Source organism: Streptomyces sp. NPDC005151 (assembly GCF_053599875.1).
In genome coordinates this window covers 1-19235 of record NZ_JBSFYR010000117.1, presented here as the reverse complement: position 1 = coordinate 19235, position 19235 = coordinate 1, and the positions used below count along the sequence as shown (strand labels likewise).

Genomic DNA, 19235 nt, shown 5'->3' with positions numbered 1-19235 from the left:
CATCATGCACACGACACTGGAGTGGGACTGAACGATGTCCTTACCCACGAACGAGCGACACCAGATCATTCGGAAAGGGACTTAACGCCCTCTGATAGACCGAGATTGGCCCGCCTTCAGCGAGACAGGTCACTTGACCAGCCACTGGAGTGAGAGCGGACAGCCGCTCGGAGCGTCACACGTGAGAATCCGGCAGCTTCAGTGCGACAGGACCACCAGCTGCCAGGCGTACCGGGACTCCGCCAGGTCGTTTGCCAGAACCACTGGGACTCGCCACATCTACTGAGAACGGACAGTTATCGCTGCGAGTCACAATCGGCCGCACGTGGCGCGGAACACTTTTGCAAGCATGTGCTTGCAATAGTTAGCAGTGATGGCGCACTATCGAGTCATGGCATCACTCAACGTCGGCAATCTCGGTGAGTACCTGCGCGAGCAGCGTCGCAATGCGCAGCTGTCGCTGCGGCAGCTCGCCGATGCCGCCGGAGTGTCCAATCCGTATCTCAGCCAGATCGAACGCGGGCTGCGCAAGCCGAGCGCCGAGGTGCTGCAGCAAGTCGCGAAGGCCCTGCGGATCTCCGCCGAGACCCTCTACGTACGGGCCGGGATTCTGGACGAGCGGGAGCGGGAGGAGCTGGAGACCCGGGCGGTCATTCTGGCCGATCCCTCGATAAACGAGCGGCAGAAGAACGTGCTGCTGCAGATCTACGACTCCTTCCGCAAGGAGAACGGGTTCGAGACCGCCCCGCGGGACCCCGGTGACGAATCCGGCCTCAGCGCGGACGGCACGGATGCCGATACAGCTTCAAAGCCCTCACCACCCTCACACTGAGTCTGATGATCCGGGAGGACCACAGTCATGGCCATCACCGATGACCTGCGTAAGACCCTCACCGACCCGACCCCCCTCTACTTCGCCGCCGGTACGGCGGACCTCGCCGTCGAGCAGGCCCGGAAGGTTCCGGCCCTGATCGAGCAGCTGCGGGCCGAGGCGCCCGAGCGGATCGAGGCCGTGCGCAACACGGACCCCAAGGCCGTCCAGGAGAAGGTGACCACGCAGGCCAGGGAGGCGCAGGCCACCGTGCAGGCCAAGGTCTCCGAGGTGCTCGGGTCGCTCGACACCGATCTGAAGAAGCTCAGCGAGTCGGCCCAGGACCTGGCGCTGCGCAGCCTGGGAGTGGCCGCGGAGTACGCGGTACGGGCCCGGGAGACGTACGAGAAGGTTGCCGAGCGCGGCGAGCAGACGGTGCGGACATGGCGCGGCGAGACCGCCGAGGAGATCGTCGAGATCGCCGTCGTCGTCGAGCCGCGGCGGGAGTCCGAGCCGAAGCCGAAGCCGAAGACGGAGCCCGCCGCGAAGAGCGAGCCGAAGCCCGCCGCCAAGGCGGAGACCCGGACGCCGGCCGCGCCCGCCAAGAAGACGCCCGCGCGCAAGCCCGTGGAGGCGCCCGCACCCAAGCCCGCGGCGGCGAAGAAGACCACGCCGCCGACCGCCAAGTAGAACTGCGGACGGTGTGTACCGGGGCGCGGGGCGGGCACCTTTCGGGGCGGCCGGCTCGTTGTCCCGGTACCTTGGCCGCGAGGCGCTCATCCACTTATTAGGCGGTGCACACCATGTTGCTCACAGGATTCAGCACGCTCGTCTGGCTGCTCTACATGATCATGCTCGTCCTGGCCGTGGTCGCACTGTTCCTGGCCGCGACGGCCCGCGAGGACGCGTACCGTGCCGCGGACAAGCAGAAGAAGTCCTTCTGGCTGATCATTCTCGGCATCACCGTTGCCGTGAACCTCTTCGTGCCGATGCTGTTCCTGCAGCTCGCGGGCGCGGTCGCATCGATCGTCTTCATGGTCGACGTACGGCCCGCGCTCAAGGCGGTCTCCGGCGGCGGTGGCCGACGCGGCGGTTCCAGCAGCGACGGTCCGTACGGGCCCTACAACGGCGGGCGCTGAGCGTTCGCGGGTGACGGCGCCGATCCGGGGCGGGGGCGGGGGCGCGACGTGCTCCGGCTGCGGCCCCGGTTGCCGCTCCGGTCGCGGTCGAGCAGCAGGACCGCCACGTCGTCGGTCAGTTCGCCGCCGTTCAGCTCCCGGACCTCGGCCACGGCGGCTTCCAGCAGCGCCTCTCCGGTAAGCCCCTCCGCCAGTTGACGGTTGATCATCGCAACCATGCCGTCCTGGCCGAGCCGCAGCGTCTCGTTCGCCCCGACGCGGCCTTCGATCAGACCGTCCGTGTACATCATCAGGCTCCAGGAGCCACCCAGTTCGACCTGCCTGCGCGGCCAGCGGGCGCGCGGCAGCAGCCCCAGAGCCGGGCCGCCGTTCTCGTACGGGAGCAGCTGTGCCGCCCGCCCGTGGCAGGCGATCAGCGGCGCGGGGTGGCCCGCCAGGCAGAGACCTGCATGGCGCCCGTCGGGGGTGATGTCGACGGTGCAGAGCGTCGCGAAGATCTCCTCGCTCTCCCGCTCGTGCTCCAGGACCTGCTGGAGCGTGGAGAGCAGCTCGTCCCCGCAGAGCCCGGCGAGCGTCAATGCCCGCCACGCTATGCGCAGTTCGACGCCGAGCGCCGCCTCGTCCGGGCCGTGGCCGCAGACGTCGCCGATCATCGCGTGGACGGTGCCGTCGGGCGTACGCACCGTGTCGTAGAAGTCCCCGCCGAGCAGTGCGCGGCTGCGCCCTGGGCGGTAGCGGGCGGCGAAGCGGAGGTCGGACCCCTGGAGCAGGGGGGTGGGCAGCAGTCCGCGTTCCAGTCGGGCGTTCTCCTGGGCGCGCAGCTTCGACTCGGTGAGCTGGTGCTGCGCCACGTCGGCGCGCTTGCGTTCGACGGCGTAGCGGATGGCGCGGGTGAGCAGCCGTCCGTCGAGCTCGCCGCGGAAGAGATAGTCCTGGGCGCCGACACGCACCGCCTCGGCGGCCAGCTCGGTGTCGTCCTCCGCGGTGAGCGCGAGGACGGCGTGGCGCGGTGCGATGCGCAGGACGTGCTTGAGGGTGGCGAGCCCGGCAGGCCCCTCAGCGCCCTCGCCGGCGCGTGTCTCGCTGCTGGGCGGCAGAGCCAGGTCCAGCAGGATGCAGTCGACGTCGTCCGTGAGGAGCCGGCCCGCCTCGGTCAGATTGCGGGCGGTGCGGATGCGCACCCGGGTGCCTGCCGCGGCCGGGAGCTCGGGGACGGTGAAGGTGCCCGCCGGGTCGTCCTCGATCACCAGGAGGGTGAGGTCGGCGACGTGGGTGGTTTCCACAGCGGGAACGGCTCGCTGCTGCGGTACGGGTACGGGCATCGGTTCGGTTTCCTTCCCTCCCCCCGAGGGCGCGGCGGAACGACGATCGACGACCCGCCAGACCGGGACGATAGCGGTACCGGACAGGCGAACGGAATGGCGAACGGCAACCGACCCCTGGCATATGCGGAGCCATAAGCCGCGTCCCGTCACGGATCCGGCGCGATGGGCCCGCCCGGAACCGGGTGGGGAGTCATGACAAACATCACCCTGCGGCGGGGCCGGGGGTGGCGTGGCTCACGGCGCGGGCGCATGGTCCCGGTCACCGGGTGCGGGCGCGTGGTTGCGTGGTCCGGGTCACTGGACGCGGGTGGCTGGTGCGGGGCCCTCACTTGTCCGGGCGGACCACCCCGAGGATCTCCATCGAGCCCGCGCCCGTCAGCGTGACATTCCGGCCCGGGCGCGGTGCGTGCACGATCGCGCCGTCGCCGATGTACATCCCCACATGGCTGGCGTCACCGTGGTAGATGATCAGGTCGCCGGGGCGCATGTCCTTGATCGCGATGTGCGGGAGCTGCCGCCACTGTTCCTGCGAGGTGCGCGGGATCGGCCGTCCCGCCGCCGCCCACGCCTGGGACGTCAGCCCGGAGCAGTCGTACGATCCCGGGCCTTCGGCCCCCCATTCGTACGGCTTGCCGATCTGCGACGTCGCGAAGGCCACCGCCTGCTTGCCGCGCTCGCTCGCCTTGCGGTTGATCTCCTTGAGGGCGCCGGAGCCGAGCCAGGCGGTCTGTGCCCGGTACTCCGCCTCCTGCTCCAGCTCGAGGAGGCGGGCCCGCTCCTCCTTCTCCAGCTGTGATTCCAGCTTCTTCGCGGCGGCGATCTGCGCGTTGATCTGCTTCTTGGCCTTGGCCTGCTTGATCCGGTTGGCTTCGAGCTTCTTCCAGTTGGTGCTCGCGTCCTTGGTGTACAACTCCAAGTCCGCCTGGGTCCTGGTCAGTTCACCGAGGACCCCCTTGGCTGCCTGCTGCCCCTGCCAGACCCGGTTGATGCCGTCCATGAACATCTGCGGGTCGTCGCTGAGCATCAGTTGCGCGCCCGGCGGCAGCCCGCCGGTCCGGTACTGCTCGCGGGCCTGGGCGCCCGCCTTGCTCTTGAGGTCGGCGATCTTCGCCTGTCCCTCGACGATCGCCTCCGCCAGTTCGACGATCTCGCCGGACTGCTTCTTGGCCTGCTCGTCGGCGAGGTTGTACGCATCGGTGGCCGCCCCGGCCTTGCGGTAGAGGGCGTCTATCTCCTTGCGCACCTCTTCGAGGCTCTTCTTCGGCGCCCCGGGAGAGGCGGTGGGGGAGGGTGGTGCGGGCGCCGCGAATGCCTGGGCCGGCGCGGTCAGTACGGTCAGCGTGCAGACCAGCGTGATCGCGGCAGCGGCACAGTGGCGTCGGTTCACGAGCTCCCCCTCTGAACGGATCTGATTTACCGTCAGTAACTTTTCGCGACGTCGAGATCGTGCCATGCCGTACCGAAAAGCAACAGAGGCAGACAGCTCCTGCCCTGACGGGCACTCGGGCCGCACGGGTCATGCCGGTCGCGCGGAGATCGCCCCTCGTCTGGGACGAACGACGCCCCGCCCGCGTTCCCGGGTGTCCCTCGAAGCGCTCTCGTTCAGAAACTGTCGGGCTCGGGCCGCAGCGCCGCCCATTTCACCGTGACTTCACCCTGCCGCCACCGCCGTACCCCGTCCGTCAGCGGCCAGTCGCCCGAAAGTGAACGCACCGCGGTGATCCAGCGCTGCCGCGCGCCCAGTGAGGCGTACGGCGCCGCCGCGGCCCACGCCCGGTCGAAGTCGCGCAGGAACGCGTGGACCGGTTCGCCCGGCACATTGCGGTGGATCAGCGCCTTGGGGAGTCGTTCCGCGAGATCGGAGGGGCGGTCCAGGGAGCCGAGGCGGGTCGCGAACGTGACCGTGCGCGGGCCCTCCGGGCCGAGCGCCACCCACACATGGCGGCGCCCGATCTCGTCGCAGGTGCCCTCCACCAGCAGCCCGTCGGGTGCGAGCCGGGCACAGAGCCGCTGCCAGACCGCGGCGACCTCGCCCTCGTCGTACTGGCGCAGCACGTTCGCCGCCCGGATGAGGGTGGGGCGGCCGGCCAGCGGGATCTCGAAGCCGCCGTGGACGAAGGTGAGCCCCTCTTCCTCGTACGGTTTCGCCGCCGCGACCCGCTCCGGGTCGATCTCGATGCCGACGACCGCCGTGCGCGGATCGGCGGTGCGCAGGCGGTGCAGCAGCTCCACGGCGGTCCAGGGCGCGGCCCCGTACCCGAGGTCGACGGCGACGGGGGAGTCGGAGCGGCGCAGGGCCGGACCGTGCTTGGCGGCGATCCAGCGGTCCATGCGGCGGAGCCGGTTCGGGTTGGTGGTCCCGCGGGTCGCGGTGCCGATGGGGCGCATGACAGTGAGCCTAACGATCCCTGGGGCGGCGACCTGCAGGACCGTCTCGTCCGGGCGGGCGTGGTGACGCGCCGTGGCCGAGCGTAATGATTTGGTAAAGCGGAAATGAAAGGGCGCATTCCACTGTTCCACCCTTTCGAAGGGGCTCCGTGTCCCTTCGGTGTCATGCCTGAGCGAGGAGGACCGGACGACGTGAGCCAGTACGTCTCTCGGCTCGGCAGCAGCCGTATGGCGCCGCGCCTCAGGTTCCCCGGCACCTTTCCCGGAAGCCACCGCAAACCCCGCCGCGTCGCGATGCTCTCCGTCCACACGTCCCCGCTGCACCAGCCGGGCACGGGCGACGCGGGCGGCATGAACGTCTACATCGTGGAGCTGGCCGAGCGGCTCGCCGCGATCGGCATCGAGGTGGAGATCTTCACCCGGGCCACCACCGGCGCACTGCCCCCGGCGGTCGAGCTGTCGCCCGGCGTCCTGGTCCGGCATGTCGACGCGGGACCGTACGAAGGTCTGGCCAAGGAGGACCTGCCCGCCCAGCTCTGCGCCTTCACGCATGGTGTGATGCAGGCCTGGGCCGGCCAGCGGCCCGGCTACTACGACCTGGTCCACTCCCACTACTGGCTCTCCGGCCATGTCGGCTGGCTCGCCGCGCAGCGCTGGGGCGTTCCCCTCGTCCACGCCATGCACACCATGGCGAAGGTGAAGAACGCCGCGCTCGCCGAGGGCGACACCCCCGAGCCGGCCGCCCGGGTCATCGGTGAGACGCAGATCGTCAATGCCGCGAACCGGCTGATCGCGAACACCGCGGAGGAGGCGGACGAGCTCGTCCGCTTCTACGAGGCCGATCCGGCGGCGGTCGCCGTCGTGCACCCCGGGGTCAACCTCGACCGCTTCCGCCCCGCCGACGGGCGGGCCGCCGCCCGGGCCCGCCTCGGACTGCCCCAGGACGCCCTCATCCCGCTCTTCGCGGGCCGCATCCAGCCGCTGAAGGCTCCCGATGTGCTGCTGCGCGCGGTGGCCGTGCTGCTGGACCGGAACCCCTCGCTCCGTTCCCGGATCGTCGTTCCGGTGGTCGGCGGCCCCAGCGGCAGCGGGCTCGCCAAGCCGGAGGGGCTGCAGAAGCTGGCGGCGCGGCTGGGGATCGCCGATGTCGTGCGGTTCCACCCGCCGGTCGGCCAGGACCAGCTCGCCGACTGGTTCCGGGCGGCGTCCGTGCTGGTCATGCCCTCGTACAGCGAGTCCTTCGGCCTGGTCGCCCTCGAGGCGCAGGCGGCGGGCACCCCCGTCGTCGCGGCGGCCGTGGGCGGGCTGCCGGTGGCGGTACGGGACGGGGCGAGCGGTTTCCTGATCCCCGGGCACGACCCGGAGGCGTACGCACAGGCGCTGGCCCGGTTCGCCGAGTCGCCGGAGCTCGTCGCCCGGATGAGCGGGGCGGCGGCCGCGCATGCGCAGGGCTTCGGCTGGGACACGGCCGCGTCCGCGACCGCGGACGTATACACGGCGGCGATGCACGAACACCGCCGTCGCGTCCGCGTCCACCACGTCTGACGTACGCGCCCACCACGGCCGACGCGCACCCGCGCCGGGGCGACGTACGCCCGCACCACACCTCACGTACGCTCACCCCATGGCTGACGTATCCGCCGAAGCGGCAACAGCGCAGGTCATCGAGGCGACGCTGAAGGACGCCGGGCTCGAATGGGAGAGCTCCGACCGCGGTACCTACGTGGTGAAGCTTCCCGGTACCCGCAAGCTGTCCACCACCTGCTCGCTCATCGTCGGCAAGCACTCGCTCTCCCTCAACGCCTTCGTCATCCGCCACCCGGACGAGAACGACGCGGCGGTCCACCGCTGGCTGCTGGAGCGCAACCTCCGCCTCTTCGGCGTGAGTTACGCGATCGACCGGCTCGGCGACATCTACCTCGTCGGCCGGCTGCCGCTCTCCGTGGTCACACCCGAGGAACTGGACCGGCTGCTCGGCACGGTCCTCGAAGCGGCCGACGGCTCCTTCAACACGTTGCTGGAGCTGGGCTTCGCGAGCGCGATCCGCAAGGAGTACACGTGGCGGGTGTCGCGCGGCGAGTCCACGCGGAACCTGGACGCGTTCACGCATCTGACTCAGCGGCCCGCCAACTGACCTCCCTCGCCAACGTCCTGCACCACGGCGCCGTACCCGACGGCTCCGCCGACGCCGCCGCCGCCCCCGCCCCCGCCCCCGCAATCAACTGTGCCGTCGCCGCTGCCGGAGAGCGTGGCGGTGGCACGGTGCTCATCCCCGCGCCGCCGGCGAGCGGGAGGCAGACGGCGATGTCGTCCGCGCCGACGCCGACGGCATTGAGCACGGTCCGGACGGCTGCTCGGCTCGGCATGGGAGAGAGTCCCTTCACGGGATGATCACAACGCAATCACGATCAAGTGCTGTGCCCTAATTGGTTGATCGTCAAACCGTAGTTCGCTCATAGGGTTGGGCCATGAGACCTACTGCCATACGCCGTACCGCCGTTGCCGCCGCCTGCGCGATGTCCCTGACCCTGCTTGCCACCGCCTGTGGCGGAGACTCCGGCTCCGGCAGCAAGGACGCCGACGGCAAGGGCAAGGAGAGCGCCGCGGCCCAGCCTGCTGCCAAGGCGCTGACCGCAGCCGAGCTGGACAAGGTCGCGCTGGTCCAGGGTGACGTCAAGGGGCACAAGGTCGCCGAGACGGGCAAGGCCGATGTCGTCTCGGCCTCCGACGTCACTGTGGACAAGGAGGCCTGTGAGCCTCTCGCCGACGCGCTGATGGGCGCCGAGCTCGGCACGCCCGCGGCGGTCAACCGGCGCAAGGTGATCAGCGAGCCCAAGAAGGGCCAGAAGGACAAGCTGGACAGCGAGGACACGGGCGAGGCCTTCGCCGCCGCCTTCGACATCACGACGACGCTGACGTCCCTCGCCTCGTACGAAGGCAAGGGCGCTCAGGACACCGTCGAGAGCCTGCGTACCGCGGCGACCGCGTGCTCCGGCGGCTTCACCCTCACCGCGGCCGGGACGAAGCAGAAGGTCGTCACGATCAAGGAGGAGAAGATCTCGGGCGGCGAGGAGGCCGCCGCCTGGACGCTGACGGTGGAACAGGACGGCGAGAAGGCCCCGCTCAAGCTGGTCGTCGCACGCCAGGGCGGAACGGTCGCGTCGTTCAGCGCTTTCAACCTGGCCGCTTCCGGCACGGGCCAGGACTTCGAACTGCCGACCGCGGTGGTTGACGCGCAGCTCGCAAAGCTCGCCTGAGCGGCGGAAGAGTCAGGGAAGCGGGACCAGCCGCACCACGGTGACGGTGAGGACGGACCCGGAGACGTAATAGAGCACGATGGTCCCGGCGACCGTCGCCTCACGCCGATCGTGCTCACTCTTGACGGCGGACGATCCGTGCCCGTACGGGTCGCTCCCCAGGGTGCGCGCCATCTCGTCCCGGAAGGTGGCGCCTTCCCGCATCTTGGCCAGGGTGTCGTCGGCGGGCGGAGCGTAGGAGATACGGAAGCTCAAGCGACGCTCCGCCTCTCGGCCTCGTCCCGCGCCAGCCGGTCCAGGATCCGCTCGGCCTCGGGATCGGGCACGGCCTCCAGCATCCAGTGCCGCATCACGGCCTGGATTTCGTGCACTCCGGCCCCGTTGATGGCGCGGTCGAACTCCTCGCGTCTCTCCTCGGGCAGCGTGGCCCGGATGTCCGGAATGCTGTTGGGCACGTCGACTTCGGTGCCGCCGACAAAGGTCTTCAGTGGCTCGCCCATGACCGTTCTCCCGATCGCCCAACGTGCTGCGCCACAGAGTACGGCGGTGGGTACGGACCGTCACCTCGCGTGCCGCCACCATCTTTTGGGGGACGATGCCGGGTCGTCGGAATCCGCGGGAGACGACGGTTCGGGCAGTTCCCCTACGGCGGACCGGATCCGGTCGAACGTGGCGACCGGATGCCGCGAGCCGTCCCCCGGCAGGACGACGCCGAGACAGACCAGTCTGAACTGCGGTCCGTCGAGGTGGATCCCGACGAAGACGGGTGCCCCGACGCACCCCACGGGAACGGTGCCGTCCCACCGCACCGGCCCGTCGGCGGCGTCCCGCACGACGGTCCCCACCACGACGGCCTGCGGCCGGTCGGTCCGGTCCGGCCCGACATCGTGCCCCAGGACATACGCGGGAACCGGCTCGGCCCCGATACCGGCGATGTCCTGCTCGCCCCCACCCAGTACACCTACTGCGACGTCCCGACCGTCACCGGTCTGGCTCCCGTGAGTGATTCACCCCTGAACAGCGACAAGCCCCCTGGCGGCGGAGAAACCGCAGGCAGGGGGCTTGATCACGTGTGAAGCTACTTCTTGCCCTGGTTCTTCACGGCCTCGATGGCGGCCTTCGCCGCGTCCGGGTCGAGGTACGTGCCGCCCGGCGTCAGCGGGCGGAAGTCGGCGTCCAGCTCGTAGGCGAGCGGGATGCCGGTCGGGATGTTCAGTCCCGTGATGTCGGCGTCCGAGATGCCGTCGAGGTGCTTGACCAGGCCGCGGAGGCTGTTGCCGTGGGCGGCGACCAGGACCGTGCGGCCGGCCAGCAGGTCCGGGACGATGCCGTCGTACCAGTACGGCAGCATGCGCTCGACGACGTCCTTGAGGCACTCGGTGCGCGGACGCAGCTCGCTCGGGATCGACGCGTAGCGCGGGTCGTCGCTCTGCGAGAACTCGGCGCCGTCCTCGAGGACGGGCGGCGGGGTGTCGTACGAGCGGCGCCAGAGCATGAACTGCTCCTCGCCGAACTCGGCCAGGGTCTGCGCCTTGTCCTTGCCCTGCAGGGCGCCGTAGTGGCGCTCGTTCAGGCGCCAGGAGCGGTGGACCGGGATCCAGTGGCGGTCGGCGGATTCCAGCGCGAGCTGTGCGGTGCGGATGGCGCGCTTCTGGAGGGAGGTGTGCAGGACATCGGGGAGCAGACCGGCGTCCTTGAGCAGCTCGCCGCCGCGGACTGCCTCCTTCTCGCCCTTCTCGGTGAGGTTCACGTCCACCCAACCGGTGAACAGGTTCTTCGCGTTCCATTCGCTCTCGCCGTGGCGGAGGAGGATCAGCTTGTACGGTGCGTCGGCCATGAGTCCGAGCGTAATCGAACCCGTGCGGGCGTCGCGCAGCCGGTCACAGGGCGGACAGGTGGCGGGGGAGTGGCGGGTGGGGCGGCTTCGATTGACGGCAGCCGTCAAACGAGTGGCGGTCCGGAAGCAGGGCTTCGTAATGTGCTGATAGCTATCGGGCCACTTACCGCTCGAACCCGTTCCGTACGTCCCCGGGGGGAACCGTTATGTCTGTCGCCGGTCTCAGACGGGCCGCACGCGAGACCGTGTCCGGTCTCCCCAAGGAGTTCTGGTGGCTGTGGACCAGCACTCTGGTCAACCGCCTCGGGGCGTTCGTCGCCACCTTCATGGTCCTCTACCTGACTCTGGACCGGGGCTACTCCGCCTCGTACGCGGGGCTGGTCGTCGCGCTGCACGGGCTCGGCGGGGTCGTCTCCTCGCTCGGCGCGGGGGTGATGACGGACCGGCTCGGGCGGCGGCCCACGATGCTGATCGCGCAGAGTTCGACCGCCGCGTCGGTCGCGTTGCTCGGGTTCATGGTCCATCCGGCCGCAATCGCCGCGGTCGCGTTCCTCGTCGGCATGACGAGCAACGCGTCCCGGCCCGCCGTGCAGGCGATGATGGCCGACATCGTCCGGCCCGAGGACCGGGTGCGGGCGTTCTCGTTGAACTACTGGGCGATCAACCTGGGCTTCGCGGTGTCGTCCGTGGGCGCGGGGTTCATCGCCGAGTACAGCTATCGGGCCGGGTTCATGGCCGAGGCCGCGATGACGCTGTTCTGCGCGGTCGTCGTCTTCCTGAAGGTGCCGGAGTCCCGGCCGGAGCGGACACCGAGAATGGCGAAGGGCGGGGCGGCCGAGTCCGAGGTCCGGCTCTCCACCGTGCTGCGCGACGGCCGCTTCATGAGCGTCGTCGGACTGTCGTTCGTGGTCGCGCTGATCTTCCAGCAGGGGTACGTGGGGCTGCCGGTGGCGATGGGTACGGACGGGCTCTCCAGCTCCGACTTCGGCACCGCGATCGCCGTCAACGGTGTGCTGATTGTGGCGCTCCAGATCCCCGCCACCCGCTTCATCCAGCACCGCGACCCGCGCCGGCTGCTGGTCGTGTCGTCGTTGCTGGCGGGGTACGGATTCGCGCTGACCGCGTTCGCCGGGTCGGTCGCCGTGTACGCGCTGACGATCTGTGTCTGGACGGTCGGCGAGATCATCAACGCACCGGTCCAGAGCAGCCTGGTCGTCCGCCTCTCCCCGGCCCACGGCCGGGGCCGCTACCAGGGCATGTACACGCTGTCGTGGTCGGCGGCCGCGCTGGTCGCTCCGCTGATGTCCGGTCTGGTGATCGACCACTACGGGGCGACGTGGCTGTGGGGGATGTGCGGGGTGCTGGGGACGGTCGCGGCGCTCGGGTACTGGGTGCTCATGCGCGGGCTTCCGGCGGAGGAGAAGGTGACCGAGGTGGTGGCGGTGACGGCTGCGGAGGCCGAGCCGGACGCGGCCTCGGGTGCCCCGCAGGGTGTGGTGGAGCGAGCGGTCTGACGGGGGGTGGGCGGCGGGTGCACTGCCGCCCCCCGCGCCCCGGAGCCCGTCACCGCCCGAAACGGCACTGCCCGAAACGTCACCGGACCGGCGCCCCGCAGGGGGCGCCGGTCCGGTGACGTCCGGTCAGCCGCAGTCAGCCGCCGCACTGGCACGGGGCGCCCGACTGGCAGCCGCACCCGCAGCCTGATCCGCAGCCACAGGCACCGAGCACCGTCAGATGGACCACTTCAGCGGGTGTCTCCTGCTGCGGGTCGGTCGTGGGGGAGTCGGCCATCGTTCCTCCTCAAGGACGTACATCCAGGCGTACGACAGGGCCGTACGTCCGACAGCGACGTACGACCGGGGCGAACCACCAGGCGTACCGCCTGCCGCCCCACTCCATTCATGCCCACTCCGGCTGCCCCATCAACGGCGCACAGACGGCGCATCCAAGGCACACCCGCGCAAAACGTGCCGTCCGCTTACCCGTTTACGCGCCCTCTACCGACGCCGCATTCTGGATGTCGTCCGCGTGTTCACCCGTCACCAGATAGACGACCCGCTTGGCGACCGACACCGCGTGGTCGGCGAAGCGCTCGTAGTAACGGCCGAGCAGCGTCACGTCGACGGCGGTCTCGATGCCGTGCTTCCAGCGGTCGTCCATCAGGTGCTGGAACAGCGTGCGGTGCAGCAGGTCCATCTCGTCGTCGTCCTGCTCCAGCTGGAGCGCCAGGTCGACGTCCTTCGTGATGATCACCTCGGCGGCCTTGGCCATCAGGCGCTGCGCCAGCTGCCCCATCTCCAGAATGGTGGCGTGCAGGTCGTTCGGCACCGCCGACTGCGGGAAGCGCAGCCGGGCCAGCTTGGCCACGTGCTGGGCCAGGTCGCCCGAGCGCTCCAGGTCGGCACTCATCCGCAGTGACGTGACCACGATCCGCAGATCGGTCGCCACGGGCTGCTGGCGCGCGAGGAGGGCGATCGCCCGCGCCTCCAGGTCGTGCTGGAGGTCGTCGACCTTCTGGTCCGCGGCTATCACGCTCTCCGCGAGCTTGAGGTCGGCGTCGAGCATGGACGTCGTCGCCCGGCCGATCGCCGACCCGACGAGCCGGGCCATCTCGACCAGGCCCTCTCCGATCGAGTCGAGTTCCTCGTGGTAAGCGTCGCGCATGGAAGTCCCTCTCCAGTCCTCACTAAGGCCGGGGCCAGATCTGAACCCCACGCTCTCACCCTGTGGGGCGTACGCGTCCGGATCCGGCCGACCAAGTGAACCAGCCCTTGCTCCTCAGTGAACTCTGGGCGACGAGTGTTCGAGTACGCCCTCGGATGGCTGGGAGAGCGCTGCCGCACCCGCTTAACCTGGATGCATGGACGTGAACGCGGCGGTCGCCGCAGTTGCAGCGATCGCCGGGCTGTGTACCGGTGTGATCGCCATGCTGGCGTTCCGCTGGAGCGAGCGCGACCTGAAGAGACCCACGCGCACGTCCCTGCGGCCCGACAGCAACGGTGCACTGCCCCCCGGGGTCGACACGGTGCTCTCCGTGCTCTCCTCCTCCGCGGTCGTGCTCGACGAGAGCGACAGTGTCGTCAAGGCCAGCTCCGCCGCGTATGCGCTGGGACTGGTCAGGGGCGGCCGGCTGGCCGTCGAACCGATGCTGCACATGGCCAGGGACACCCGCCGGGACGGTGAGATACGGCAGGTCGAGCTGGACCTCCCCCGGCGCGGAACGGGCCGGGGCGAGGCTCTCGCAGTCTCGGCACGGGTCGCCCCGCTGGGCTCCCGGCTGGTGCTCCTGCTGGTCGAGGACCTCACCGAGGCCCGCCGTATCGAAGCGGTACGACGCGACTTCGTCGCCAACGTCAGCCATGAGCTGAAGACCCCGGTGGGAGCGCTCTCGCTGCTCTCCGAAGCCGTCATGGACGCGTCCGACGACCCGGAGGCGGTCGAGCGGTTCGCGGGCCGGATGCAGATCGAGGCGACCCGGCTGACCAACCTCGTACAGGAACTCATCGACCTCTCCCGGGTGCAGAACGACGACCCGCTGGAGGACGCCGAGCCGGTCCGGGTCGACGAACTGGTCGCCGAGGCCATCGACCGCTGCCGGCAGCAGGCCGGGGCGAAACAGATCACCATGGCCGCCGGCGGCACCGCGGAGCTCCGGATCTGGGGCAACCGCGGCCAGCTCGCCGCGGCGCTCGGCAATCTCGTGGAGAACGCCGTCAACTACAGCCCCGCCCGCACCCGCGTCGGCATCGCCGCGAGGCGCCTGGCCGTACCGGGCGGGGACCAGATCGAGATAGCCGTGACCGACCAGGGCATCGGCATCTCGGAGAAGGACCGCGAGCGGGTCTTCGAACGCTTCTACCGCGTCGACCCGGCCCGCTCACGGGCCACCGGTGGCACCGGTCTCGGCCTCGCCATCGTCAAACATGTGGCCGCCTCGCACGGCGGGGAGGTCACGGTCTGGAGCTCGGAGGGACAGGGCTCCACCTTTACCCTGCGGCTGCCCGAAGCGGGCTCCGTACGGGACCGAGACCGCACATCGGGCGGACCGCTCATCGTCAACGGTGACGACGGGACCTATCGGGCCGCCGACCCCGACATTCTCGAACCATTTCCTGCCCCGGAGGTCCTTCCGTGACCCGAGTGCTTGTCGTCGAGGATGAGGAATCCTTCAGCGACGCCCTGTCCTACATGCTCCGCAAGGAAGGCTTCGAGGTCGCGATCGCGGCCACGGGCCCCGACGGGCTCGACGAGTTCGAGCGCAACGGCGCCGACCTCGTCCTTCTCGACCTGATGCTGCCGGGCCTGCCCGGCACCGAGGTCTGCCGCCAGCTGCGCAGCAGGTCCAACGTCCCCGTGATCATGGTCACGGCCAAGGACAGCGAGATCGACAAGGTCGTCGGCCTGGAAATAGGAGCCGACGACTACGTGACCAAGCCGTTCTCCTCGCGGGAGCTCGTCGCCCGCATCCGCGCGGTGCTGCGGCGCCGCGGGGAGCCGGAGGAGGTCACCCCGGCCGCCCTGGAGGCGGGCCCGGTCCGGATGGACGTGGACCGCCACGTCGTCACGGTCTCCGGCGGCAAGGTCGACCTCCCGCTCAAGGAGTTCGACCTGCTGGAGATGCTGCTGCGCAACGCGGGCCGGGTGCTGACCCGGATGCAGCTGATCGACCGCGTCTGGGGCGCGGACTACGTGGGCGACACCAAGACCCTCGATGTCCACGTCAAGCGCCTGCGGGCCAAGATCGAGCCCGACCCGGGGGCGCCGCGCTTCCTGGTGACGGTGCGCGGCCTGGGCTACAAGTTCGAGCCGTAAACCCGGGCCCGTACGGCAGGCGGCCGGGCGGAGCACATACGACGGAGGCGCCTCCCGCTCGGGAGGCGCCTCCGTCGTGCGTATCCGCGGACGTCAGCCGGCCGACTGGGAAGCCGACGCGGCGTCCGTCGGGCCCGCCGCGCCGCTCGCCGACTCGGACGGGCTGCCCGACGGCGCGGACCCGGACGGCGTCGTCGCGGGCGTCTCGGACGGCACCACCGGCAGCGAGCTCGGGCCGAAGCCCGTGAAGTAGCTGGTGGCCGGGACGACGAACACGCCGAGCGGGACGTCGCCGGTCCTGCTGAACTTGAAGACGACCGACTGCACGTTGCCGTTCTGCGTGGCCTCGCGGCCGTTCTCGATCACGGCGGCGGCATTGCCCCTGCCGCCGAGGACGACCTTGCCCCCGGCCGGGACGACGATCGGTCCCGCACCCTTGGCGGCGTGCAGCTGCACCGTCGCGCCGGTGCCGGGCAGGGTGATCGCGTCCAGCGTCTGCCGTGCGACACCGTTGTTGAACAGCGTCGCGGTGACGACGGCCGGACCCGCGGCGTTGCGCTCGGGCTGGGTGATGACGTTCGCGTTCTGGATGCGGATGTCACCGATGGTGGTGGCAGCGCTGTCCGGCTTGATTTCGAGCGTCTGCGCGTCATTGCCGGCACCACACGCGGAAAGTGCACCGATCGAGATCACGATGGCAGTGGCGGCAAGGGCGCCGCGTCGAAGGCTGCGGCTCACGGCTGCGGCAACTCCTTGAACGTACGGACTTCACGGACGGGAGGGGCGAGCGGCGTAAAGCCGCCCTAAGGCTGTGTCAGCGGGCTTAGGTTACCGAGCCGTCGTCCCTGCCCCGCACCCGACCCGCCCCTACCGCCCCCGGGCATCACGAGCCGTGTCCGCAGTCGGGCCCCCGATCCGCCGGCATGCCGCCCCGCCCCCGCGATTCGTGTGCTGTTCACATAACAGGCTTGATCAATTCCTGGGACCGTGACGCATTCCGTGCACATAATCTCCGCGACCCCTGCCGTTGATCAATTCCATTGACCATCGGTACTCAGGCCGCCCCCCAATTGCCGGTCGATCTTACGTCCGTACGGGTGATCGATCTCCGAACGGAGTACGGAAAGTTCACCATCTGGAATCCGGCAAACCGGGACGTTCAGTCACTTCGGAGGAGGTTCGCGCGTGTGTGGCGCACGTGTTTCACCCCACCCGTACAGCCGCTCCGACCTGCGAATACCGCCCTCCCGATCCCTTCCGCAGCACGTTCGCGTTGCTGTTGTCAAGCCCCGAGATATGCCCTGACCTGCGAAAACGCCATTCAGGAGAAGCTGTTCTCGTGTTACTCTTGATAGCCACGGAAGGGGTACCTGTCACATGACGTTCAAGGTTGGCGACACCGTGGTCTATCCCCATCACGGGGCCGCGCTGATTGAGGCTATCGAAACTCGCCAGATCAAAGGCGTGGACAAGACCTACTTGGTGCTCAAGGTCGCCCAGGGTGACTTGACGGTTCGTGTCCCGGCGGACAATGCGGAGTTCGTGGGCGTGCGCGACGTAGTCGGGCAGGAGGGCCTGGACCGGGTCTTCGAGGTGCTGCGCGCACCGTACGCCGAAGAGCCGACGAACTGGTCCCGGCGCTACAAGGCAAATCTGGAGAAGCTCGCCTCCGGCGATGTCATCAAGGTCGCCGAAGTCGTTCGCGACCTGTGGCGTCGTGAGCGTGAGCGCGGACTCTCCGCAGGTGAGAAGCGCATGCTCGCCAAGGCTCGCCAGATCTTGGTGAGTGAGCTCGCTCTCGCGGAGAACACGAACGAAGACAAGGCCGAGGCTTTGCTCGACGAGGTCCTCGCGTCCTGACCCGGATCTCACCGGTCGTAAATAAATGTGCCGCGGTGCCCGCTGACCAGCCGTATTCACGGTGTGTCGTCGGGCGCTGCGGCATGTCCGGATCCGGATCCGGCTGCCCCATCGATACTTTGCTCGCGATCGTGTAAAGCCGACCCCGAGCAGCCGCTGCGGCTTGCCCGAACTCGACCAGGCGTCACGGAAAGGGTCCCGGTCAAGTCAAGGCGTCGCGCCCGGCTCGCTTGTGGCCATACCCATGTCGGCCGTGGAAACAAACATGCTGATGCTTCGGAGTGCAACCGATGTCTGATCAATCGCGTCCGTACCGCACCGCCGCGGTGATTCCCGCCGCCGGCCGAGGCGTACGGCTCGGCCCGGGCGCCCCCAAGGCGCTCCGTGCGCTGAGCGGCACGCCCATGCTCATCCATGCGGTACGGGCCATGGCGGCGTCCCGGTCCGTCTCCCTCGTCGTCGTCGTGGCCCCGCCGGACAGCGCGCCCGAGGTCAAGAACCTGCTGGACGAACACGCCCTGCCCGAGCACACCGACTACCTCGTCGTGCCGGGCGGTGACACCCGCCAGGAATCGGTCAGCCTCGGCCTCGCCGCGCTCCCCGAGGACATCTCCGCCGTCCTCGTCCATGACGCGGCACGCCCGCTGGTGCCGGTCGACACCGTGGACGCGGTGATCGAGGCCGTACGCGACGGTGCACCCGCCGTCGTCCCCGCGCTGCCGCTCGCCGACACCGTCAAGGAGGTCGAACCCGGCGCGCCCGGCGACCCGGAGCCCGTGCTCGGCACGCCCGTACGGGCCAGGCTGCGCGCCGTGCAGACCCCGCAGGGCTTCGACCGGGACACCCTGGTCCGCGCCCACGAGACCGCCGCCGTCGACGGCGAGGGCGCCACCGACGACGCAGGCATGGTCGAACAGCTCGGGGCGCCCGTCGTGGTCGTACCCGGGCACGAAGAGGCATTCAAGGTGACCCGGCCGCTCGACCTGGTGCTGGCCGAGGCGGTTCTCGCACGCAGGAGGGCGAACGATGGGTTCTGAGCACGCGCCGGTGATTCCGCAGGTCGGCATCGGCACGGACATCCACGCCTTCGAGGAGGGCCGCGAGCTGTGGTGCGCGGGCCTGCTCTGGGAGGACGAGGGCCCCGGTCTCGCCGGCCACTCCGACGCCGACGTCGTGGCGCACGCCGCCTGCAACGCGCTGTTCTCGGCCGCAGGGCTCGGCGACCTCGGACAGCACTTCGGGACAGGGCGCCCCGAGTGGTCCGGCGCCGCGGGCGTCACGCTGCTGACCGAGGCGGCGCGGATCGTACGGGCCGCCGGGTTCGAGATCGGGAACGTCGCCGTACAGGTCATCGGCGTACGACCGAAGATCGGCAAGCGGCGCGACGAGGCGCAGAAGGTGCTGTCGGCAGCGGTGGGCGCCCCGGTCTCGCTCTCGGCCGCCACATCGGACGGGCTCGGATTCACCGGCCGTGCGGAGGGGCTCGCGGGGCTCGCGACGGCGCTGGTCTACCGGGTGGGCTGACCGCGGTGCCCCCGGGCGGGGCGGGGGCGTCGTGTGGTGCGATGCCCCGGTCCGGGGGCGGGGGGTTCCGTCCTCAATCGCCGGACGGGCTGGATTTTCGGCGCCGTGCCCCGTGGGCGTCCCGCCCGCAGTGCGGTGGCGGTCCGTGGTGCGGTGCCCCGGTCCGGGGTGCGGGGTTCCGTCCTCAATCTCCCCCATAGCCTTAAGGGCATGGGGGGACCCCCTCGACGGGCTTGATTTTCGGCGCCGTGCCCCGTGGGTGCGGGCCGCCTGCCCGGTGGT

General features: G+C 69.9%; 21 protein-coding genes. 13 read left to right on the top strand and 8 right to left on the bottom strand.

The features are described from left to right. Positions 1 to 391 precede the first annotated feature (391 nt). From ACWD6R_RS35825 to ACWD6R_RS35815, 3 genes are all read left to right on the top strand, one after another. The gene (locus ACWD6R_RS35825; protein WP_451822564.1) at positions 392 to 832 is read left to right on the top strand and encodes a helix-turn-helix domain-containing protein; all 441 of its coding nucleotides are present in this window, start codon (positions 392 to 394) and stop codon (positions 830 to 832) included. Between the two features lie 27 nt (positions 833 to 859). Beyond that, positions 860 to 1501 (top strand): hypothetical protein, encoded by a 642-nt coding sequence (locus ACWD6R_RS35820; protein ID WP_451822563.1) that lies wholly within the window; start codon positions 860 to 862, stop codon positions 1499 to 1501. A gap of 113 nt (positions 1502 to 1614) precedes the next feature. After that, a complete protein-coding gene (locus tag ACWD6R_RS35815; RefSeq protein WP_266983191.1) occupies positions 1615 to 1950 on the top strand; it encodes a DUF2516 family protein in 336 nt (111 codons plus the stop codon). Here ACWD6R_RS35815 and ACWD6R_RS35810 read toward each other — a convergent pair. From ACWD6R_RS35810 to ACWD6R_RS35800, 3 genes are all read right to left on the bottom strand, one after another. After that, positions 1932 to 3272, bottom strand: a complete 1341-nt coding sequence (locus ACWD6R_RS35810) for a PP2C family protein-serine/threonine phosphatase (protein ID WP_451822562.1) — start codon at positions 3270 to 3272, stop codon at positions 1932 to 1934. The genes ACWD6R_RS35815 and ACWD6R_RS35810 overlap by 19 nt on opposite strands. A 328-nt stretch (positions 3273 to 3600) precedes the next feature. Further along, positions 3601 to 4662: a C40 family peptidase gene (locus ACWD6R_RS35805; protein WP_451822561.1), complete on the bottom strand. Its 1062-nt coding sequence runs from the start codon at positions 4660 to 4662 to the stop codon at positions 3601 to 3603. Positions 4663 to 4877: 215 nt separating this feature from the next. Continuing rightward, the gene (locus ACWD6R_RS35800; protein WP_451822560.1) at positions 4878 to 5663 is read right to left on the bottom strand and encodes a class I SAM-dependent methyltransferase; all 786 of its coding nucleotides are present in this window, start codon (positions 5661 to 5663) and stop codon (positions 4878 to 4880) included. 192 nt (positions 5664 to 5855) lie between these two features. On the opposite strand from ACWD6R_RS35800, the gene mshA reads away from it, so the two are divergent. The 3 genes from mshA (at position 5856) to ACWD6R_RS35785 (ending at position 8920) form a co-directional block, all read left to right on the top strand. Further along, complete coding sequence (gene mshA, locus ACWD6R_RS35795; RefSeq protein WP_451822559.1) at positions 5856 to 7208, top strand: D-inositol-3-phosphate glycosyltransferase; 1353 nt, start codon at positions 5856 to 5858, stop codon at positions 7206 to 7208. A 79-nt stretch (positions 7209 to 7287) separates the two neighbouring features. Beyond that, positions 7288 to 7797, top strand: coding sequence for a YbjN domain-containing protein (locus tag ACWD6R_RS35790; RefSeq protein WP_451822558.1), 510 nt, complete (start codon positions 7288 to 7290; stop codon positions 7795 to 7797). Between the two features lie 334 nt (positions 7798 to 8131). Then, entirely contained in the window at positions 8132 to 8920 is a 789-nt protein-coding gene (locus ACWD6R_RS35785) for a hypothetical protein (RefSeq protein WP_451822557.1), read from the top strand. Between the two features lie 12 nt (positions 8921 to 8932). Here the strand turns inward: ACWD6R_RS35785 and ACWD6R_RS35780 are convergent, their stop codons facing one another. Beyond that, positions 8933 to 9175: a hypothetical protein gene (locus tag ACWD6R_RS35780; protein ID WP_451822556.1), complete on the bottom strand. Its 243-nt coding sequence runs from the start codon at positions 9173 to 9175 to the stop codon at positions 8933 to 8935. Continuing rightward, positions 9172 to 9420, bottom strand: coding sequence for a hypothetical protein (locus tag ACWD6R_RS35775; RefSeq protein WP_376339204.1), 249 nt, complete (start codon positions 9418 to 9420; stop codon positions 9172 to 9174). The genes ACWD6R_RS35780 and ACWD6R_RS35775 overlap by 4 nt, the downstream gene beginning before the upstream one ends. A gap of 180 nt (positions 9421 to 9600) precedes the next feature. Here ACWD6R_RS35775 and ACWD6R_RS35770 point away from each other — a divergent pair, with 180 nt between their 5' ends. Beyond that, positions 9601 to 9996: a hypothetical protein gene (locus tag ACWD6R_RS35770; protein WP_451822555.1), complete on the top strand. Its 396-nt coding sequence runs from the start codon at positions 9601 to 9603 to the stop codon at positions 9994 to 9996. A gap of 2 nt (positions 9997 to 9998) precedes the next feature. Here ACWD6R_RS35770 and ACWD6R_RS35765 read toward each other — a convergent pair whose 3' ends face one another. Continuing rightward, positions 9999 to 10757, bottom strand: coding sequence for a phosphoglyceromutase (locus ACWD6R_RS35765; RefSeq protein WP_451822554.1), 759 nt, complete (start codon positions 10755 to 10757; stop codon positions 9999 to 10001). A 206-nt stretch (positions 10758 to 10963) separates the two neighbouring features. On the opposite strand from ACWD6R_RS35765, the gene ACWD6R_RS35760 reads away from it, so the two are divergent. Then, positions 10964 to 12271 carry an MDR family MFS transporter gene (locus tag ACWD6R_RS35760; protein WP_451822553.1) on the top strand — a complete coding sequence of 436 codons (1308 nt, stop codon included), beginning with the start codon at positions 10964 to 10966 and terminating at the stop codon, positions 12269 to 12271. A gap of 472 nt (positions 12272 to 12743) precedes the next feature. On the opposite strand, the gene phoU is transcribed toward ACWD6R_RS35760, so the two are convergent. After that, the gene (gene phoU / locus ACWD6R_RS35755; protein WP_358860341.1) at positions 12744 to 13421 is read right to left on the bottom strand and encodes a phosphate signaling complex protein PhoU; all 678 of its coding nucleotides are present in this window, start codon (positions 13419 to 13421) and stop codon (positions 12744 to 12746) included. A gap of 196 nt (positions 13422 to 13617) precedes the next feature. On the opposite strand from phoU, the gene ACWD6R_RS35750 reads away from it, so the two are divergent. Next, complete coding sequence (locus ACWD6R_RS35750; protein ID WP_451822552.1) at positions 13618 to 14892, top strand: sensor histidine kinase; 1275 nt, start codon at positions 13618 to 13620, stop codon at positions 14890 to 14892. After that, positions 14889 to 15569 (top strand): response regulator transcription factor, encoded by a 681-nt coding sequence (locus ACWD6R_RS35745; protein ID WP_030977814.1) that lies wholly within the window; start codon positions 14889 to 14891, stop codon positions 15567 to 15569. Before ACWD6R_RS35750 ends, ACWD6R_RS35745 begins: the two co-directional genes overlap by 4 nt. A 93-nt stretch (positions 15570 to 15662) precedes the next feature. Here the strand turns inward: ACWD6R_RS35745 and ACWD6R_RS35740 are convergent, their stop codons facing one another. Beyond that, positions 15663 to 16307, bottom strand: coding sequence for a DUF461 domain-containing protein (locus ACWD6R_RS35740; protein ID WP_451822551.1), 645 nt, complete (start codon positions 16305 to 16307; stop codon positions 15663 to 15665). Between the two features lie 639 nt (positions 16308 to 16946). Between ACWD6R_RS35740 and ACWD6R_RS35735 the strand changes: the two genes are divergently transcribed. From ACWD6R_RS35735 to ispF, 3 genes are all read left to right on the top strand, one after another. Further along, entirely contained in the window at positions 16947 to 17429 is a 483-nt protein-coding gene (locus tag ACWD6R_RS35735) for a CarD family transcriptional regulator (protein WP_006380568.1), read from the top strand. 290 nt (positions 17430 to 17719) lie between these two features. Continuing rightward, on the top strand, positions 17720 to 18466 hold the full coding sequence (gene ispD / locus ACWD6R_RS35730; protein WP_451822550.1) for a 2-C-methyl-D-erythritol 4-phosphate cytidylyltransferase: 747 nt from the start codon (positions 17720 to 17722) through the stop codon (positions 18464 to 18466). After that, complete coding sequence (gene ispF / locus ACWD6R_RS35725) at positions 18456 to 18953, top strand: 2-C-methyl-D-erythritol 2,4-cyclodiphosphate synthase (protein ID WP_393302516.1); 498 nt, start codon at positions 18456 to 18458, stop codon at positions 18951 to 18953. The genes ispD and ispF overlap by 11 nt, the downstream gene beginning before the upstream one ends. The last annotated feature ends 282 nt before the right edge of the window (positions 18954 to 19235 follow it).

Excerpts from the sequence above, each read along its gene's own strand:
- ACWD6R_RS35785 (WP_451822557.1), top strand. The coding sequence starts at position 8,132 with ATGAGACCTACTGCCATACGCCGTACCGCCGTTGCCGCCGCCTGCGCG.
- ACWD6R_RS35750 (WP_451822552.1), top strand. The coding sequence starts at position 13,618 with ATGGACGTGAACGCGGCGGTCGCCGCAGTTGCAGCGATCGCCGGGCTG.
- ACWD6R_RS35825 (WP_451822564.1), top strand. The coding sequence starts at position 392 with ATGGCATCACTCAACGTCGGCAATCTCGGTGAGTACCTGCGCGAGCAG.
- ACWD6R_RS35820 (WP_451822563.1), top strand. The coding sequence starts at position 860 with ATGGCCATCACCGATGACCTGCGTAAGACCCTCACCGACCCGACCCCC.
- ispD (WP_451822550.1), top strand. The coding sequence starts at position 17,720 with ATGTCTGATCAATCGCGTCCGTACCGCACCGCCGCGGTGATTCCCGCC.
- ACWD6R_RS35735 (WP_006380568.1), top strand. The coding sequence starts at position 16,947 with ATGACGTTCAAGGTTGGCGACACCGTGGTCTATCCCCATCACGGGGCC.
- ACWD6R_RS35760 (WP_451822553.1), top strand. The coding sequence starts at position 10,964 with ATGTCTGTCGCCGGTCTCAGACGGGCCGCACGCGAGACCGTGTCCGGT.
- ACWD6R_RS35775 (WP_376339204.1), bottom strand. The coding sequence starts at position 9,420 with ATGGGCGAGCCACTGAAGACCTTTGTCGGCGGCACCGAAGTCGACGTG.
- ACWD6R_RS35765 (WP_451822554.1), bottom strand. The coding sequence starts at position 10,757 with ATGGCCGACGCACCGTACAAGCTGATCCTCCTCCGCCACGGCGAGAGC.
- ACWD6R_RS35800 (WP_451822560.1), bottom strand. The coding sequence starts at position 5,663 with ATGCGCCCCATCGGCACCGCGACCCGCGGGACCACCAACCCGAACCGG.
- ACWD6R_RS35810 (WP_451822562.1), bottom strand. The coding sequence starts at position 3,272 with ATGCCCGTACCCGTACCGCAGCAGCGAGCCGTTCCCGCTGTGGAAACC.
- phoU (WP_358860341.1), bottom strand. The coding sequence starts at position 13,421 with ATGCGCGACGCTTACCACGAGGAACTCGACTCGATCGGAGAGGGCCTG.
- ACWD6R_RS35815 (WP_266983191.1), top strand. The coding sequence starts at position 1,615 with ATGTTGCTCACAGGATTCAGCACGCTCGTCTGGCTGCTCTACATGATC.
- ispF (WP_393302516.1), top strand. The coding sequence starts at position 18,456 with ATGGGTTCTGAGCACGCGCCGGTGATTCCGCAGGTCGGCATCGGCACG.
- ACWD6R_RS35790 (WP_451822558.1), top strand. The coding sequence starts at position 7,288 with ATGGCTGACGTATCCGCCGAAGCGGCAACAGCGCAGGTCATCGAGGCG.
- ACWD6R_RS35770 (WP_451822555.1), top strand. The coding sequence starts at position 9,601 with ATGCCGCGAGCCGTCCCCCGGCAGGACGACGCCGAGACAGACCAGTCT.